This window comes from Actinomadura scrupuli (assembly GCF_050971785.1).
In the GTDB taxonomy this organism is placed as follows: domain Bacteria; phylum Actinomycetota; class Actinomycetes; order Streptosporangiales; family Streptosporangiaceae; genus Actinomadura_E; species Actinomadura_E scrupuli.
In genome coordinates, this window is sequence record NZ_JBPCCU010000006.1 from 322,317 (window position 1) to 340,052 (window position 17,736).

General features: G+C 66.5%; 14 protein-coding genes. 4 read left to right on the forward strand and 10 right to left on the reverse strand.

Features of this window, described 5'->3' with window-relative positions; translation table 11 throughout:
- Positions 1 to 37: 37 nt before the first annotated feature.
- The 6 genes from ACRYCC_RS27175 to ACRYCC_RS27200 all read right to left on the reverse strand — a co-directional run bounded on the left by ACRYCC_RS27175 (position 38) and on the right by ACRYCC_RS27200 (position 6,217).
- Entirely contained in the window at positions 38 to 1,573 is a 1,536-nt protein-coding gene (locus tag ACRYCC_RS27175) for a hypothetical protein (protein ID WP_433816526.1), read from the reverse strand.
- Between the two features lie 143 nt (positions 1,574 to 1,716).
- Positions 1,717 to 3,189, reverse strand: coding sequence for an SCO6880 family protein (locus tag ACRYCC_RS27180; protein WP_433816527.1), 1,473 nt, complete (start codon positions 3,187 to 3,189; stop codon positions 1,717 to 1,719).
- Complete coding sequence (locus ACRYCC_RS27185) at positions 3,182 to 4,627, reverse strand: ICP22 family protein (protein ID WP_433816528.1); 1,446 nt, start codon at positions 4,625 to 4,627, stop codon at positions 3,182 to 3,184. The genes ACRYCC_RS27180 and ACRYCC_RS27185 overlap by 8 nt, the downstream gene beginning before the upstream one ends.
- An 8-nt stretch (positions 4,628 to 4,635) precedes the next feature.
- Positions 4,636 to 5,385 carry a DUF8175 domain-containg protein gene (locus ACRYCC_RS27190; protein WP_433816529.1) on the reverse strand — a complete coding sequence of 250 codons (750 nt, stop codon included), beginning with the start codon at positions 5,383 to 5,385 and terminating at the stop codon, positions 4,636 to 4,638.
- Complete coding sequence (locus tag ACRYCC_RS27195) at positions 5,382 to 5,741, reverse strand: hypothetical protein (RefSeq protein ID WP_433816530.1); 360 nt, start codon at positions 5,739 to 5,741, stop codon at positions 5,382 to 5,384. Before ACRYCC_RS27195 ends, ACRYCC_RS27190 begins: the two co-directional genes overlap by 4 nt.
- Complete coding sequence (locus ACRYCC_RS27200) at positions 5,729 to 6,217, reverse strand: hypothetical protein (RefSeq protein WP_433816531.1); 489 nt, start codon at positions 6,215 to 6,217, stop codon at positions 5,729 to 5,731. Before ACRYCC_RS27200 ends, ACRYCC_RS27195 begins: the two co-directional genes overlap by 13 nt.
- A gap of 249 nt (positions 6,218 to 6,466) precedes the next feature.
- Between ACRYCC_RS27200 and ACRYCC_RS27205 the strand changes: the two genes are divergently transcribed.
- The 3 genes from ACRYCC_RS27205 to ACRYCC_RS27215 all read left to right on the forward strand — a co-directional run bounded on the left by ACRYCC_RS27205 (position 6,467) and on the right by ACRYCC_RS27215 (position 8,122).
- Complete coding sequence (locus ACRYCC_RS27205; protein WP_433816532.1) at positions 6,467 to 6,778, forward strand: helix-turn-helix domain-containing protein; 312 nt, start codon at positions 6,467 to 6,469, stop codon at positions 6,776 to 6,778.
- Between the two features lie 102 nt (positions 6,779 to 6,880).
- Positions 6,881 to 7,861: a C40 family peptidase gene (locus tag ACRYCC_RS27210; RefSeq protein WP_433816533.1), complete on the forward strand. Its 981-nt coding sequence runs from the start codon at positions 6,881 to 6,883 to the stop codon at positions 7,859 to 7,861.
- A gap of 24 nt (positions 7,862 to 7,885) precedes the next feature.
- On the forward strand, positions 7,886 to 8,122 hold the full coding sequence (locus tag ACRYCC_RS27215) for a helix-turn-helix domain-containing protein (protein ID WP_433816534.1): 237 nt from the start codon (positions 7,886 to 7,888) through the stop codon (positions 8,120 to 8,122).
- 181 nt (positions 8,123 to 8,303) lie between these two features.
- On the opposite strand, the gene ACRYCC_RS27220 is transcribed toward ACRYCC_RS27215, so the two are convergent.
- The gene (locus ACRYCC_RS27220; protein WP_433816535.1) at positions 8,304 to 9,755 is read right to left on the reverse strand and encodes a hypothetical protein; all 1,452 of its coding nucleotides are present in this window, start codon (positions 9,753 to 9,755) and stop codon (positions 8,304 to 8,306) included.
- A gap of 312 nt (positions 9,756 to 10,067) precedes the next feature.
- On the opposite strand from ACRYCC_RS27220, the gene ACRYCC_RS27225 reads away from it, so the two are divergent.
- Positions 10,068 to 13,394 (forward strand): helicase-related protein, encoded by a 3,327-nt coding sequence (locus ACRYCC_RS27225; RefSeq protein WP_433816536.1) that lies wholly within the window; start codon positions 10,068 to 10,070, stop codon positions 13,392 to 13,394.
- On the opposite strand, the gene ACRYCC_RS27230 is transcribed toward ACRYCC_RS27225, so the two are convergent.
- The 3 genes from ACRYCC_RS27230 to ACRYCC_RS27240 form a co-directional block, all read right to left on the reverse strand.
- A complete protein-coding gene (locus ACRYCC_RS27230; protein WP_433816537.1) occupies positions 13,348 to 14,997 on the reverse strand; it encodes an Hsp70 family protein in 1,650 nt (549 codons plus the stop codon). The genes ACRYCC_RS27225 and ACRYCC_RS27230 overlap by 47 nt on opposite strands.
- Positions 14,998 to 15,135: 138 nt before the next feature.
- On the reverse strand, positions 15,136 to 17,190 hold the full coding sequence (locus ACRYCC_RS27235; RefSeq protein ID WP_433816538.1) for a hypothetical protein: 2,055 nt from the start codon (positions 17,188 to 17,190) through the stop codon (positions 15,136 to 15,138).
- 161 nt (positions 17,191 to 17,351) lie between these two features.
- Positions 17,352 to 17,735, reverse strand: coding sequence for a hypothetical protein (locus ACRYCC_RS27240; protein WP_433816539.1), 384 nt, complete (start codon positions 17,733 to 17,735; stop codon positions 17,352 to 17,354).
- Position 17,736: the final 1 nt, after the last annotated feature.

A 17,736-nucleotide genomic window follows, 5' to 3' on the forward strand; every position in this document is an offset into this window, starting at 1 on the left:
CGCAGGCAACCGGCTACTCCACCCCTTGGCCCGCTCCTCACTGGGCACCAGTCCCGGAGTGCCGCTGAGACCATCCAGATTCTGGCCGGATCCTCTGATCTGTGTCGTACAGCTGCTTCTCGGCTCCCACCAGCGACAACTCGACGGGGATGCCGAGGCGTTCGCCGGTTTTGATCAGGTACTTGCCGCGGCCGGGGTGGCGGGCTCCGGCCTGCCAGGAGTCCGGTGCCGACCACGAGGTCACCAGGTGTTGTTCGGGGCCGGTCAGCGGGGTGATCTCGTTGACCCGGGCGAGCTCGCGGGGTGGGAGTCCGGCCAGGATGGTGATGGCGGACCGGTCGGCGAACCCACGCGCCTTCGCTCGGTCTTCTTCGGTAGCAAGCGCGTCGAGGTCAGCGAGCGAGTGGGTGATCATGATGGAGGCCATGCCCTTGGCGCGGTTGAGCCGGGTGAGGGCGTCGGCGTGTTCTACCAGGCCGGGGGCGCCGCGCAGGGCCCGCCAGAGTTCGTCCATGACGCCGAGGAAGGAGCGGCGCGGGCCCGTACCGAGGTCGGTGAGTGCGGCGCAGGCGTCGACGGTGCCGAACGCGTACGCCCAGGTGCACAGCATCGCGGCGGTCAGCAGCTTGTCCCCGGCCGCCCGGACCCGGGAGATGTCGACAGAGATGGCAGGTGCGTCCAAATCGAGGGGGTGGGTGGTGGGGCCGTCGAAGACTCCTGCGAGGGATCCGTTGCACAGCAGGTCGAGGGTGAAGACCAGGTCGCTGACCTGCTGCCGATACCCGGTGACGGAGTCGGTACGAGCGGCCGACCGCAGCTCTTGGGGGCCTTGCTCGAGGACGGCCAGGACGTCGGGCACGGTCGGCTCGCCGGCTGACCGATCGTCGAGGAGGTCGATGGCGCGGCCGAGCACGACCTCTTCGGCGTTGGAGATCCGCGCCTCCCGCACCAGGGTGGCCAGCCCCATCAGCAGGGACAACCGCCGGCCCCGTACCTCCCACCGCAGCGTCTCGGCCTGGGCGGCGGACAGAGTGCGCAGAACGGCTCCGAGGGGCCCTGCATCGAGGGGGTTGATGCGGTCCGCGCCGCGGCCGACGCGGATCACCTGCCCCCCCAGGTGCTCGACCAGCATGGTGTAGTCGGGTTTGGTGTCGCCCAGGATGATCGCGGTCTGCCCGGTGGCGACGGCTCCGGTAATGAGGCGTTTGACCAGGGTGGATTTGCCGGTGCCGGGCTGGCCGAGGACGAACATGCCGGGGTTGGTGACCAGCCCGGCGCGCATCCAGGCGAGCGGGTCGAGGCAGACGACCTCACCCCATAGCTGGTGGCGGCCGACCGGCGTGCCCACGGTGGGGGTCCCGGATCCTGCGGTGAACGGGTAGAGCCCGCACACCTGCATCGTGGTCGCCTGCAACTCCGGCGCCGCCTCCACATGCACGGCACGGCCGCCGTACGGGTGGCGCCACCCCCACGCGGGAGCCAGTGCTTCGGCCATGGCTGCCGCCTCGGCGTTGGCGTCAGGTTGGGCGGGCTGTTCGGCACGGATCGGGTGCTGGGCGTTGCGGGTGAGCATCAAGGTGAACGGACCTCCAAGGTGGAGCGGGTAGGCGGAAGAAGCGACGGCAAACTCACGACGGCGGGCTGGTCGTCTTCTGGATGGGATGAGCAGGGGCGGCCAGGCACTTGGCATGCGGACGGACGGATGGTTCGCGGTAGTCAGTGGGTGAGTCGGCGGGCGAGTTCGGCTGGGCAGATCCCACACGGCAGGGTGGTGGCGAAACCGGCGGCCTGGCTGCCCCACAGACGACGCAGCCGGATCTTCGCCGTGCCGGCCGCTGCCTCCGTATGGGCGACGGCGTGGGCGAGGTGGTTCGGGTGGGTGACGGTGACGGTGGCGTACATCGAGACCAGGCACACCCCGGCGCCCATCGCTTCCTCGCCTGCGGCTTGGCGGGCGCGGGCGGTGTCGTAGGCGTCGCGGGCGGTTTCGTCTCGGCCGGTACGGCGCCGGAACTGGGCGCGGAAGGCCGCGGCGTTGACCTCCTGCTGCAACGTCCTGCTCGCCGCCGCAGCGGGAAGCGCCCGGTACTGCAGGGTGACCCGCTTCGGGTACGGGCCCGGCGCGACAAGGCAGGCCAGGACGTCGGAGCGGACGTTCTGTCTCGGCGGTTCGTGCCACCCCCACGACACCGAGATCCCGCCATCATGCTCGTAGCGGTCGGGGTGTTCAGTGGCGCCTACCGGTCCGGCGTCGCACCAACCGAGGATCTCGGCGGATCCGGGCCGGTTGAGCAGCCGGTTGACCTCTCCGCGCGAGGCCGGGTCGTAGCAGGTCCGGACCGTACCGGCGATCTCGGCAGCGGTGGCGCGGCCGACCACGGTGACCCCGCATCCGCCCAGCGCCGATGCCAGGGTGTCCATGGTCCGGCCGAGTTCTCCGACGGCTTCAGCCAGATCTTTCGGTGCGGTCGCTGAGGCTTTCGGGTCGAAGGTGACGCTGACCTGGGTGTCGACGTCTGCGGCTGCGGCCGGTGCGGTCGCCACCACTTCACCGATGATCTGCCTGGCCGTCTCCGGGGCGTTGGGGTCGATGGCAGTGGCGACCGCGTCGGCGAGGGTGGAGCCGGGTTCCGGTGCGGTGTCGACCGTGACGCTTACCCACCGCACGACAGGCATGTGCCCGAGCGCCGCCAGCCATCCGCCCCACGAGGCGACCCATCCGTCGGCGTCGTCGAGGTCGGCCAGCCATGTCGAGGCGGGTACGACTCGTAGCGTCGCGGTGAGCAGGCCGGTGCGCCGGTCCCAGACGATCCCGTACCGGCTCCCGTACCCGTCCTCGGCCGACAGCAGGGTGAGCGGAGCCAGTACACCGGGCAGCTGGAACGCCCGCGGGTGGTCGATGACGATTCCGGCCCGGTACCGGGTGTGGCCGTGCCACGATCCCCACCACCAGCGCCACCGGCCGACCAGGATCTGCGCCAGCGGCCTCCCGCCGACCCGGATCAGCGCGAGCGCCGCGGTGACCAGCGCTGGAGGGAGCAGGTAGATCAGCGCTCCTGGCCGTACGGCGGCGAGCACGATCACCGTCAGTACGATGCCGAGTGCGGTGAATGTTGTGGTGGTGCCCATGCCGAGTAGGCCGATCGCGCGCCTTCTGCGCCAGCCCCCGTAGGTGCGTACCTCAGGCACCGCCACCACCCCCTCCGCCGCTTCCACTGGGAAGGCCATCCCCGCCGCCGTCTGCGGAGCCGCTGGGGTTGTTCAGCCAACGCACCGTCTCGGGGCCGCGCTTGCTCTCGTGGTGGGCGGCCTGCACGGTCGACGGACCGACAGGCTCGTCGCCCGGCCCCTGGGGCGGCTGGGGGTTGCCGCCGAACCGGGCACCCGGGAACTGCCCGGTGGGTTGTCCGCCGGACGGGACCCCTGGATCGCCTGCCTGCTGCTGCCCAGTAACCCCGGAACCCGGCTCGTCCGGCGGGTCGGCCTGGGCGCCTCCGGATACGGACTGGCCTCCCGGATCGCCGTTCCCTCCCGTTGGCGGCTGTTGGCTGTGGCCTTGCGGTTCTCCGCTGCTGGGGTCTTGGTGGCCGAGTTGCTGGTTGAGGTAGCTGGCGTGTTCGCTCGCCAAGGAGCCGCCGGGACTGCCGCTTCCGGTGCCGTAGGAGCGCAGGGCGCCGATCGCGGTGGCGCCGCCGATGATCGCGCCGAGGAACCCGCCGCCGGGGCTGGAGTCGGTGCCGCCGGTGGTCCAGGTGAAGAACTTCATCAGTGCGGGGAAGGCGATGAGGCTGATGACCATCATCGCGAACCCCATCAGGATCGCCCGTAGGTCCCGGCCGGTGCCGATCAGCGTGAACGCGGTCGCGTACACCATCGCCGCGCACGGCTTGTAGAAGATCAGCGCGAGCATCCAGCCACTGACCTTCTTGAACCACAACCGCGTCCCCGCCATCAACGCCCCGGCCGCCGCCAGCGGCAGCAGCCCGGCGAGGATGAGCAGGGCGGCCTGGCGGAACAGCAGCAGCACCGCCTGGATCATCGCGATGAGCAACGCGATGATCCCCAGGATCAGGCCGACGCCCGAGGGGACACCGGGCAGCCCGAAGGTCAGGATCATGCGGTGGGCGAAGTCGTTGCCGGTCGACAGGGGCAGCACCCAGTTGCACCAGGCGTCGCCCCACTGCAGCAGCAGGTTCGCCAGTACGGTCCCGAACGCCGCGCTGCCGCCGACGGTGGCGGCGATGGCTACCAAGCCGGTACCGACGTTGATCAGCGGGTCGGCTTTGCGGGTCAGCATTATCTTTCCTGCCGAGACCAGGATCGCGGCGATGGCCACGGTGACGCTGATCGGCATGGTCCATGTCTGGATGAACCCGATGACCGGCTCCCGGGTCAGGTCCGGTGAGGACCCGGTCACCCACCAGGCGACGGTCCGGGACACCACCCAGCTGACCGCATGCTGGATCGAGTCGGCTACGGACTTGAGAGCGTCTCCGGTGAGGCTTCCCACCACGTCCGGTGGGGCGAACGCCCCACCGGTGTCCCTGTCCGCAGGGCAGCCTGCGGGGTCGGTGACCGGATCGCACTTGGGCCTGGCCAGCGGCGCCAGCATCAGCATCGTGAGCATCCGCCCCTTCACCTCCGGCCCGGAAAGATGGTGTAGCCGTCGGTCGGGTCGACCCGGGTGGCCGATGATGCCCAGGCTCCGCCGGGCGGAGCGAGCACTCGCCAGTCGTTGTCCTCCCAGCGCACCTGGATTCGGGTGGCCATCCGGTAGGTCAGGTCGTCGTCGCCGCGCCGGGCGGTGACCATGTCCACCGTCGCCTCGGCGGGCGTGTACCCCTGCCACCGGTACGCCTCGATCTGCGCCACCGGCCGCCCCAGCGGCGCCCCTTCATCGACGGCCGCTTCCTGGCGCAGGTCCTCGTACTGCTCCCGCGTCCCGGCCAGCATGGCGTCGGCGTCACCACCGATCACCTGGTGCTTGATGGTCGCCTCGAACACCGCCGGCCCCCACACCGCGTTGGCGCGCTCGGCGATGTTCATCGCTGCCAGCAACGCACCCAGCGGCGTACGGGCAAAACCACGCGCCAGCCCGTTGCTCGGATCGCGGGGACCATCGGTCGCCGACGTCGGAAGACGTACCAGGCCTGAGTAGTCGGCCCACGTCACGGCGGCGAGGTCTATGTCCGGGGCCGGATCCGTCGCGGTCACCGGCGTGGCTAACGCCGCCGGCACCGGCTCTTTGGGGGGTCTGTCTGTGAGGTCGTGATGCAGGGAGGCATACAGCAGGGTGCCGGTGACGATGGTCGCGATGGCGACGTGGGTGACGTTGCGGCGCCTGCGCCCGTTGGTTGTCCGTGCGGTTGTACGGGTGATGCTCATTTGAAGAACACCCCCACGATCGCCGAAGCGGTCGCGACCAGGCTCAGCCCGCCGAGCACCCAGGGCACCCCGGTGGCTCCGTCGGCGGCGAAGGTCGAGCGGTTCTTACGGCCGATGGCCATCTGCCCGGCGCAGATGAACAGCCCGGCGATACCGCACACCATCACGCCCCACTTGCCCCACCCCAGCAGCGTGTTCATCTTCCCCTCCAACTCCGGAGGCGCCTGTGGCGGCGGATTCAAAATGTTGACCGCCGGAGTGGCACTGGGCGCTGCCTGCGGATGTCCTCCATGGGCGTCGAACCAAGCGGGAAGCAGGTGGACGGCGTGGTCGGTGATGCTGGTCAGAATGGGCACGGAGCCTCCTGCGTAGTAGTGATGGACAGCGGCCCTTTCGGTGCCTGCGGTTGGTTGGTGATGAGGTCCGTGAGGTTGGCCAGGGCTCGTCGGGCCCTGCCGGGCAGCGCCACACCGTTCGGGTCATCGACCAGGCGCAGTGCGGGTACGAACGGGATCCGTACCGTGCCGCCCACCCGGCCCTCCAGCAGCGCGAACCGAGTACTCGCATCAGCCGGCTCGCCTCCGGCGCCGTCACTGACGATGGCCAGCGCGCTGATCCGCTCCCCGCAGGCATGCAGAGCGGTGACCGCACGGGTGGCGTGCCGCGCCGCAGGCACCGAGTTGCGGCATACCACGATCAGCGGCCGACCGTGCGCCCGCACCGGCGCATACGCCGGATCCGGATCCAGTACCGACCCCATGTCCCAGGCCGCACCCAGCAGCGCGGAGAGCGTCGTGGTCCCCGCGCCACCATGCGCGCCGGCGACCACCACCTCGCGTAACTCTCTATCCGCCGGACCTTCTGCTGTGGCCGGTGCCTGATCTGGTCGTAGTTGTCGTAGACGCACCCTGTAACCCCCGAATCACTGCCCCGAGTGGCGAGGTCATCACCGTAAGTGGCATAGTGATGGAGCGCAAGCATCACCAAAGCGTTTCTCGGAACGCTAGGTATCAACAGAGCGTGCTGCCGCAGACATGAACCGGAAGACTGACCGCCGTCCCCAACACGAAGGAGCCGACCCATGAACGAGCCGAACCAGCCGCCGCCCGGCCGCGATCCCGACGTACTCACCACCGCCGAACTCGCGACCAAGCTCGGGCTGTCCCCGCAGACCATCCGCCGGATGGCCAACGCGGGACAGCTCCCGGCGCTCAAGACCGGCAAGGACTTCCGGTACTCCTGGACCGCCGTCAAGGAGGTACTGCGGCAGCCCCACCACGAACCCGGGGGCCGAGCCAATGACCACGACCACCACGACACCGATCAGGGCCGCAAGGGCGCGGGCTTCCGTGCCCAACGCCAAGCCCACCAACAGGCGGGTTCCACCGACTGAGCCCCACGGGTGGCGAGTCCCACCGCCAGCACCGCCTCGGCACGGCTCTGAAACGAGTCGATGTCATGAACGGCACGGGCGTGTCGGAACGGGCGCGGCAACGTGCTGAAGGCCGCCGTTGGTGCCGGCGCCCTGGTGTTCGGGTTACCACTGCTGCTCGCCGTCCTCGTCGTCATCCACCCCGGCGACACCTCAGCCACCGGCACCGGTCTCGACGGCGCACCCACCGCCTACGCAGGCAAGGACATCCCCACCGACTACCTACGCTGGTACACCGCCGCCGCACGCACCTGCCCCGGCCTGCCCTGGGCGATCCTGGCCGGCATCGGCAAAACCGAATCCGACCACGGCCGCAGCCACGCGCCAGGCGTTCAGTCCGGCACCAACTCCGCTGGGGCCCAGGGGCCGATGCAGTTCCTCGCCCCCACCTGGGCCCAGTACGGCGTCGATGCTGACGGCGATGGCAGCAAGAACGCCTACGACCCGGCCGACGCCATCTACGGGGCAGCGAACTACCTGTGCCATTCAGGCGCCCACGACGGCACCGACGCCGGTATCCGCCGGGCGCTGTTCGCCTACAACCACGCTGGCTGGTACGTCGACTTGGTGTTGAAGCACGCCACGCACTACGCCGTCCGCGTCGCCTCCGGGCAAGGCGGCGTCGCCGTACAAGCGGCACTCCGCTGGCTCGGTACCCCCTACTCCTGGGGCGGCGGCGGACCCAACGGACCCACCTACGGAAGCGGCAGGGGAGCTGGCACCAAAGGCTTCGACTGCTCCGGCCTCGCCCAATACGCCTGGGCCCAAGCCGGCATCCACCTCGACCGCATCGCCGCCGCCCAGTACAACAACGGCCCCCACGTCCCGCGCGACCAACTGCGGCCCGGCGACCTGCTGTTCTTCGCCACCAACCCCAGCAAGCCCGCCACCATCCACCACGTCGCCCTCTACTTCGGCGACGGCCGGATGATCCACGCCCCCCACACCGGCGACCACGTCCGCATATCCCCATTCACCGGAGACCCCACCAGAGAGGCCGAATACGCCGGTGCCACCCGGCCCGGCGCCAACCCAGACCGTTGACCCACCACTGCCTGGAGGCAGCCCATGGAAACCCTCAAGTTCAGCGACCTGACCCACCTGCCCTCCGTCGTCGACATCGTCACGGCAGCCCGCGCTCTGGGGCTGTCCCGCTCGCACGCCTACGACCTGGCGAAACGTGACGTGTTCCCCTGCCGCGTCGTCCGCATCGGTCACCTCTACCGAGTACCGACCGCAGACCTGCTGCAGCTACTGGGCGCCGGCCAGCCGGAGGCCCAGGAACGACTGGAGGCGGGAAGCTAACCGAACGGCGGGAGGCCGGGCGGCCTGGCCTCCCGCCACACCGGTCTGCGTAGATCAATGTTGATCGCCTGGACGACGAAGAACCTGACTCCTGGCTACTCCGCAGCGCTCTATGGATAAAGATCAACTTTGGCAGCGTAAACATTGCGATTAACCGCCTCGTGCGCGCAGGCCCGGCGGTTCACCAATAGGCAGGAGGACCGTGAGGGCTCCACCCACCCAGGTACGGTCTCAGGTCATCGGCCTTGGGTTCAGGGACCTCCGGGAATCGAGGCAAGGTACGGGTCGGATCTACCGCGGTCGCATAGGTCTCCGCCCAAGTGAGCCACCTTTCGCTCTCCTCCGAGAGCTGCGTCCGAGTCTCCGACGCATGGTCCCTGATCCTGGCCACGTAGCGCCTGATGTCGTCGGCCAACCCCATCCGCTTGATCTGCCCGCTCAGTACCTTCACGAGATGGGCGTGGCCGAACTGCTCTTTGGCCCCCCTCATCGCCCCCTCCCACCGCTGGCGCTGCTCCTCCCCCTTCCGCGCCCGCTCCAAGCGGTGCTGCTCAGCCTCCTCGGCCTTCTGCTCGAATTGAGCGAGAACATCCGCGAGCTCGTCCTCCAGCTTCCACCGCCTGCGGTCGGCGAATAAGTACCTGGTGTCGCACGGGTCGCCGTGGCGGATCTGTAGGCGCCCCGAAGCAACACTGTCGCTTCGGGGCACCTGGTACCAGGCCCCTCGTTCGGCCTTCTTCAGCTCAGCCGCGGTCGCACGGTGCGGTACAGAATCGGTCTCTTCCCAGAACGACAACTCGTACGCATGTCCTTGGATCACGATGCATGCACCCCCGCTGTAGCGGTGACGCGAGTCGCTACCCTGGGCTACCCGGTACCCCCGTCGTTCTGCCTCAGTGAACAGCGCCTGGGCCAGCCGCAATGCTCGGGGAAGAGCCTCCTTGGACACCTTCATATGCACGACACCGGTTTGGTTGCGATTGTCCATTCGGGAGTCGCGTTTGTCATGGCGTCGGATTGCTCTGGAGAACCTGTCTCGAGTTGCCGCGACGAGAGGGTGGGGATTGGTCAAACGCGTAGGTACCGGGACCAGCGGCAGCTCCACAGGCCTTTCCGGTCCGGTTGTTGGAACACCTTCCACAGCAGCCGAATCTCGCAGCGAGACCCACACGTCGCCGGTGTACGGGATGTAGGCATCGAGCCGATGTCCTTCGGGAAGCTTTTCCGGGTTCGTCAGAGCCACGGAGACCGCTTTTCGTAGAGCCCTCCGGGTCGGCTTGTCCGGATCGGTCAGCTTCAACGTCCCTCCGGCCATCTCCACCTGGACCACCAGTTCCTCTACGGTGATCACGAGCTTCGCTGGCTTCTCTTTTCGGGAGGGCCGCTCCTTCGGGGAGGGCTGCCGCGGGACTCTGTCCTTTGGATGACGGCCATGTTCCAGGTAGTAGTGACCGACATCGGTGATCACGGCCGTCCAGACGCCGTCCTTGCGCGGCGTGGTGACGTATCCACGCCCACGCAACGCATAGACCGAGTTGGCGAGCCTCGGCTCTTTCGAGGTCACGGGATCAGTGCCATCGACGATCCGCTTCAGGAGATCGACCTGGTGGGGCTTGAGGGAGTAGCGACTCACGCTCGCCAGGATGACCGAGAGGCGTGACTCGTGCACGCAGGGCACACGACTCGAACCGAGCGCCGGACCCAGACTCTGAGACTCGTATCTCGTGGCACTGAGGATTGCCATGAATGAGCTCTCGCAGTTGTCGGCTCCATCTTGCCCACTCGGTCCCCCACATTGGCCGGGGTGATCGACGCGCGCACCTGGCTGCCGAGTGTCAGGATGTCGACATATGGCGGACCATGTGACCCTGGGATGCCCATCGAGAGGGCTCTGATGCGCGCTTACGATCTACGCTACGAACCACCCGGGCAGTCCTACGCATGGATGACAGATCTGCATCCGAGCACGTGCCTGGTCATCGGCAAGCTTCCCGACAGCGAGCGTGACCGTGTCAGAGCGATCGCCACCGATGTGCGTGAGAAGCCGCCCAGCGGTCTGGCCAAAATCCTTCGAAGTGGCGGCTATGCATTCTGGATCGATGAAAGCTGGCATGTCCTGATCTTGATCGGCGGACGCGAGCCGATCGTTGCGGAGACGGGGCGCAGGCGGTCGACCGATGACGACAACCACATGGTGCATGCAGAAGCGATTTACCTGGAGCAGCGGGAAAAGGCAGACCCCTTTCTTGGCAGCTCTCGATTCAGTCCTGGTGACATGGTGCGTGCCCAAGACTCTGGCATCGTCGGCCAGGTGAAGAGCGTCTCCACCGTACTTGGGAGTTATCAGTACGAAGTCGAACTGCGTGGGGTCGTCAAGCAGATCAGCGAGCAGAATCTCACCCGGGTGGACGGGAACCCGGGTGACCCGGCGTTCTGGATGATGCAACCGCCGGCCGGCGCGCCGGGGACTGCTCTCACCCTCACCTGGACGAAGTTGCAGCATCCGCTGACCGACACGCTGTACTCCTTCGCCTCCAGCAAGACGCTCTTCCGCGCCTATCAGTTCAAGCCTGTCCTCAAGCTGCTCAACGGCTCATCCGGACGGTTGCTGATCGCCGACGAGGTCGGTCTGGGAAAGACGATCGAAGCTGGCCTCATTTGGAGCGAACTCGAGCAGCGGCTCCGCCTTCAGCGGGTTCTCATCGTCGCACCGGCAGCACTGACGCTGAAGTGGAAGGCCGAGATGGCTATTCGCTTCGACCGCGACGCGACGGTGGTGCGGCCGGTCGATCTGGACAACCTCGCCGAAGGCCTAGAGCGGGGAGACGAAACGAAGTTCACCGGCATCATCTCCCTGGAGTCGTTGAGGATCGCCGATGGTGTCCTGGAACGGCTGTTGGACCTCCGCCCCCGGTTCGACCTGGTCATCGTCGACGAAGCGCACAGCATGCGAAACAGGGAGAGTAAGTCGCATGCCCTCGGCCGCCTGCTGGCGGACCTGGCCGACTACCTTCTGCTGCTCTCGGCGACCCCGCTCAACCTGGGCAATGACGATCTGTTCAATCTCATGAGCTTGCTGGACGAGGAGAGCTTCAGCGACCGAGTCGTCTTCGAGCAGCAGCTCGAACCCAATCGCGTTCTCAACGAGGTCGCGCGCTCGCTCGCGGGGGCTGGGCGCCTTGAGCCACGAAAACTTCTGACCAAACTCGACGGACTGGCCGACAGCCGGTTCGGTGCCACGGTCGTAGATCGTCCGGATTTCGGGCTGTTGCGGGAACTGCTGAACGCGGACCGTCCGCTGCAGCACGATGAGGTAGCCCGTGCCAGACGGTGGCTTACGGATCTGAACGTGTTGAGCGGAGTACTGACCCGGACCCGCAAGGCGGAGGTGCCGGATCAGAAGGCGGTCCGTGAGCCGCACGCCATCGATGTCGCCTGGACGCCCGAGGAGCGGTCCTACTACGACGGTCTCTTCAACTGGTACATGCGCCGTGCCCGGGAGATGGGGACTCCGCCGGGATTCGCGATGCAGATGCCGTTGAGGCTCGCGGCAAGTTGTATACCCGCTTCCCAAGCTGCGCTGCGAACAAAGGAGCCGGGTCTCTTCCGGGCAGAAGTCGATGATTTCGACGACAGGGGAGAAGGGATCCCGGACGACCTTCAGAGGCTGCGGGCACTGATCAGTCCGGTGACGGTCGACACGAAGTACGACCGGCTGCTAGCCGAGCTGCGCGACGTTAGGGATGCGGGGCTGCGACAGGTGATGATCTTCTCTTTCTTCCGCGGCACGCTCGCCTACCTGGCGGGTCGGCTGCGTGAGCACTTCAGCGTACGGGTGATGGACGGATCGGTGCCACCGCCCGAACGCCAAGAGATCATGCAGGACTTTCGTGCCGGGAGCTTCGAACTGCTGCTGCTGAGCGAAGTCGGTTCTGAGGGTCTGGATTTCGAGTTCTGCAATGTCCTTGTCAACTATGACCTGCCGTGGAACCCGATGCGGGTGGAGCAGCGGATAGGCCGGCTTGACCGGTTCGGCCAGCAACACGAAAAGATCTTCATCTACAACATGCACGTCCCCGGCACGATTGAGACCGACATCTTCCAGCGGCTCTACGACCGCATCGGCGTGTTCCAGGGTTCGGTCGGTGAGCTCGAACCGATCCTGCGCGGCGAACTGGAGAACATCCCCAAGCAGATTCTCGATCCCCGGCTCGATGCCGCTGGGCGGGATCGAGAGGTCGAACGGATCGCGGTCGCGCTGGAGCAGCGTGCTCACGACACCGAAGAGTTGCGTGCCACCCAGGCATATCTGTCCGGCATCGACAGCCTGCTGATCGAAGGGCTCAGCGAGGAGGGCCCGGCTGGCGGTCGCTTCATCGGCCAGGCCGAGATACGGCGCATGTTGGATGAGCTCTTCCAACGCCACGGCGGACGTTTGCGGCCCAAACGCGCCGGAGTCTTCGAACTCGTAGGGGCGAAAGACCTCGCGACACGGCTACGCCACAGCCAGCTCGGCGGAGACGGCAGCCGATACACCATCTCCAAGCTGGTCAGCCAGCTGTACGACGGCGCTCCCATACCGTGCACCTTCCGGCCAGAGCAGGCGAGTAGGGAGCCCATGGAACTGCTCTCCGCTCGGCATCCGCTGGTCAAGCTGGCCCTGGAGGTTCTGGCCGAGGAGGACCTGGCACTCCCGCGCTTCGGTTCGGTCACCGTTCCCGGCATACCTGATGGGCACTGCTACCTGGTGCGGATCGACCTTGCGGAGACCTCGGGTCTGCGTCCGCTGGTCGAGCTGTGGGCGACCGCCATCGACCTCAGTACGCAGGAGGAGGATGCGGAGGTGGGCGACCTTCTCCTGACCGCACTGGCCGAGGGCACCCTGGGTGACGGCCCCTCGGAGAGCCCGGCGGAGCTCGAACGGACCTGGCGGAGTGCACAGGAGCAAGTGTCCGCCCGCCGGGTACTGACCGAGCGATCCCGGGCTCAGGAGAACGAGGCGCTGGTCGAGGGACGTATCCGTGCTCGCGAGAGCTCGCTCGACATCCAGCTCCGCAAGACCCAGGAGTTGATCGAACGACTCCAGTCGGAGGGTAAGGATGGCAGCATCATCCGCCTGCATGAGGGGCGCATCCGCAATCTTCGCGAGGACCGCAGACAGCTCCGGGAAGAACTGGCCTCGCGTCGGCGACTCGGAATCGCGCTCTCCGCTGTCGCCATCATCCTCATATCCCCGGAGGGGCGTACTCCTTCTCCAGGTACCAGGAGGTAGCCGGTAGGCGCGCCGTATTGGCGACTCTCTTGAGCACCAGCTCGGCATGGCCGTGCCCGCGGATCACCGGCCACTGCTCTACTCGCATGATCTTAGGCTGGTGCGTCGCATCACTGATGACGATGCGACCATCGCAGCTGATCTTGAACAGCAGGTTGTGACCCAGCCGTAGCTTGATCCCGTCATTGACCTCACCGTCGTACCTCAGACGGAGATACTCCCCGGATACCGCACGGACCCGCAGTACGCCTTCCCCCTGACGCGGGCCGGGGAAGTCCCTGCCCCGCCATTCGAAACCAAGCGCTGACCTGGTGTAAGCCTCTGCCGGAGTATAGAGCGGGGTGTAGGCGGGATAGATCGTGTGGCTGTGCCGCTGTCCGTGGTCGGTGTACTCCAGGACGAAGTCGAACCCGGGGCGGTGCAGGTTGACCTTGTCATACCCGGCCGTGTCGGCCAGCCCGGCGACGATGGCTTCATCCGAGGCCACGCCGGCATTGTCGTAGATCAACGCACGGGGGAACAGCTCCCCGATACGCCGTTCCACATAGGGGATGCGGCTCATCCCACCTGCCAGAAAGACGTACTTGATGTCCTTACTGAGCCTGCCAGGATCCATGGCACGAAGAACATCGGGGGCATAACTGCCTGTTTCGGTAAGTTTGGCGGCCCGTACCGCTGCCCAGACGAGTTCGGTGGCCAGATCCATCTGCGGCCGGAAACACTCCTCCAGTCGCTCTCTGGTGTAGGTGAGGGTAGGCAGTTGGGCTCTGCCTAGCCCACGGAAGACGATCCGATGTTGCATCTGCGTGGACAGCCGGATCTTGGCCTCGCGGGCCTCTCGAAGTACCACCGCCTCAGCGGTCTTGGCTTCGGGAAGTCCTGCAAGATCGAAGCCCTGTCCGGCCAGTTCATCGATGATTTCCCGGGCGATCGCGGCGTCCAGTTCGTCACCGGCCAGCCGCCTGCCGAGCGCCGACAGCACGGAGATTTCGGGCTGTGGCCCTCCGAGGACATCGAGAACGGCGATGTCCAGGGTGCCGCCGCCCATGTCGAAGACCAGCAAACGTCCATCTGGCGCTTCACGGTGGGCAAGGAACCGGTGCGTCACCCAAGCGACCCCGGCCGCGATGGGCTCGTCGATCAGCATGGAGTGGGCTACCGGCAGACCTGCCTGTTCGGCGAGCCTGAGCAGCCGACGCCTTTGCTTGCCTTCCCACATCGCGGGACAGCCAAGACGCACCTCCTCCTGCATGTTCAAGGGCCGACCTTGCGCCTCGGCCCGTCGGACGATTTCCTTGAGCAGCGTCACGATTACCTGATCGGCATCGACTCGGTGCACCCCATGGATGTCGGTGGTTTCCACGAAGTCGGAATCGGTAGTTATCGCACGTTTGATCGAACGGATGATCTGGGCCACTGGTAGCCGCTCTGCTTCCTCACCGACCAGCAACTGGCCGTCCTGGTATCCGGCTAGTGACGGAAACCAACGTGTACTGCTGCCCAGTGGGGCGATATCCACTGGTAGTAGGCCGCTGCGTTCTGCGAGCAGTGAAGTGGACGTACCGAAATCGATTCCGACCGCTCGCTCGACCACGCCAGCCATCCGACCTCCTCTAACACCGACCAACGGGCTCACAGCCCGAAGCCGGGGGGACCAGTAGAGCCGAGGGTAGAGCAGAGGTCGGACAATTTCTGGCATCAAGGAATTACGATCGAAAGTGCATTGGAGACTCGTTGATCATTATTGGGGTGGGCTCACCAGCGCCCGGGAGAGCAGGACATCTTCGCTCCCTGACCGCCAGAGGCATCCGGGGCGCAAGACGGTTATGGGCTCGCCCGCCGTTGGCGCCCCGATCAGAGGCTCGTGAGACCCAGGATCAAAAGGCGCTTCCGCACCGACTTCGCCGACCACCTCGAGGCCCTGATCGGACAACATTGCATGAACGCGCTCAATCAAAACTTCCGGGGTGACTTTGCTGGCGGTGAGTTCCTCCACCTCTGCTGCAAGATCGGCCATGCTGCGGAGGACGTCGATTTGGAGCTGGCGTTCCTGGGAGGCGCGCACTCCGACGGACCGCTCATGCTGCTGTTGCAAGAGATTCTCGAGGCGCTCGGACCGGGCGGTAAGCTCGCGGCTTCTGGCTTCTGCACGCTCGGCCCGCTCGTCCGCCTGACGCCTCTCGGCCTGAGCCTGCTCCACGTCGGCTTCCAACCGGGCCATTCGGCCCTCTCTCGCCAGCGCCCGGACCCATGAGTCGACGACCGGGTCGTTGCCGGCCACCCGCTGGAATGCGTTGGCGATCCCCTGCGCCGGTAGGTACTCCACGAACTCCTGCGGCAGGGCGAGCAGGCCGGACAGCCGTGTACGACTGGTCACCTTGGACAACTCCCGGGCCATGAGCGGGGCGATGACACGTTCGGCCACCTCCTGCCGTGCGGTGACGCGACCAAGGACCCCGGACGCGCAGTCGGTCAGCTCCGTCAGGCTCACCTCACGCCACCAAATCTCATCGGCGATACGCTCGGGCCAGACACCACTGACCGCCGACAGCAACGCTGCTCTGCCACCCCGCCGGGTCAACGGGAGCTTTGCTGCGATACGAGCGACCAGCTCAGGGGCGACTGCTTTGCGCTCGTCCGGCTTCATCACCGGCAACCGCCGGTGGAGGATCTGTGTGACGCTTTCGAGAATCTCGAGCTCGTCCTTGCCCGGCTCAGTGGCGGTGGCGGTGGCGGTGGCGGTCAATTCGATGAGCGCCGGTAGGGCCTGCGCTTCCAGGGGCCAGTCGACGACTCGCCGGAGCAGCCCACTGGCGGCGGACTTCAGCCCAGGACCGGATGGCGAACGCCCACGGAGTTCCGCGGCGGCCGCCGCCAGGACGGCTTGGATCGATGTGAGGTCGACCGCGGACTGCTGTTGAGCGGCGTCGATCGGCTCGGCGGGTCGCGGCAATGCGAGTAGCAGAGCGTGAGCTTGTGCTCGCTCCTCATCGCAGACCGAGGTCAGCAGACGATCGACCCCGGCATCATCCAATCGACTGCCCAACCGAGCCGCGGTGGCCAATGGTTGCTGCCCGTAGTGCAAGGCGGTCGGCACCGGCTCATCGGTGAGCGCCGCAGCGAACGCCTCGGCCAACGACACCGCGCCGGGCGTGGTCTGCGCCTCAGCCGATTCGCCGGACGCGTCGACGGGCTCAGCAGTCCCGTCGGGTGCGCCGGCGACGCCGACCGCCTCCCCGGCGACATCGACGACCTCAGCCGGAGCGGCGCCCGGCACGGGCCTGGCACTCAAGTCCTTGACCGGGGCGGGTTCACTCGCAACCTCGGTGTCCGAGTCGCCCGGGCCTTCGGCCTGGGTAGGGGTCTCGGCTTTGGCTCTGGTCCACTTGTAGGTCATCCTGCCGGTAGAGCGAATGCCGTCGTGCTCGACCAGCTTCTTCTGCGCCTGCTTCCAAACCCTGTCTACGACCTCTCGTGCCACCCCGAGGTCCATGAACTTCTGCTTGATCTCGGTGGTGGTCAGAGCCGACTTGTGTTCGGACAGCAGCGATGCGACGACAGTGACCGGATCAGCCTCGAGCCGGGCGGTGAAAGCGGCTATGTCCACCAGAGCCTGATGGAGCAGGCTCCCTTGTGGTGCGAACCTCGTCGTAGCACTGAAGACGACCTCTTCTTCGGTCCCGTCATCGTCCCAGCGGACCGTCATCGCTGACCCCTGTTTCGCCAGGAGTATTCCGGTGCGCACCCGTCCACCCGAGTCCGGCAGCTTTCTCACGACGACTTTGACCTGATCCACGGCTGCCACTGTAGACGGAGACCGAATAGCCGGTACCCGAAGCGACCATCAGTACGCTCGAACGCCCTGCTCGGACGGATCACTCGGCAGTCGCTGACCGATGGTCAGACGGCCGCTGTGATGGCAGTGTGCTCAGTCCGGATATTGATGGACGAGGAAGCTCAGGTGACCGGCGGGAGACAGCGAACGCACCGGTCGATCGCTCCATGGTGGATACAAAGTTGGGTCCGCACCGTGGCGAGGCCCGGCAGCGCACGCACCGTACTCGGACCGGCTGTGCCGAAGGATACGCTGTCCTTGCGGGCTCTCTCCTTCGCGTTCAGTAGGCTTCGAGCCCAGGTGTAGTGAGACTCCATGTCCTTGTAGATGCCCAACTGATTGGCCTTCGTGCCGTAGAGCTCCTTGAGGGCTTTCTTCGCCTGGCCCCAGAGCGGCGATATCGCCGCATGATCATTGCTCTCCCGGGCGGCTCTCATACTGGCCAGCAGAAAGAGGAGCCGCACCCGCTTCTTTTCCAGTTGCTTCTGGTTGAGGGCATTGACCACG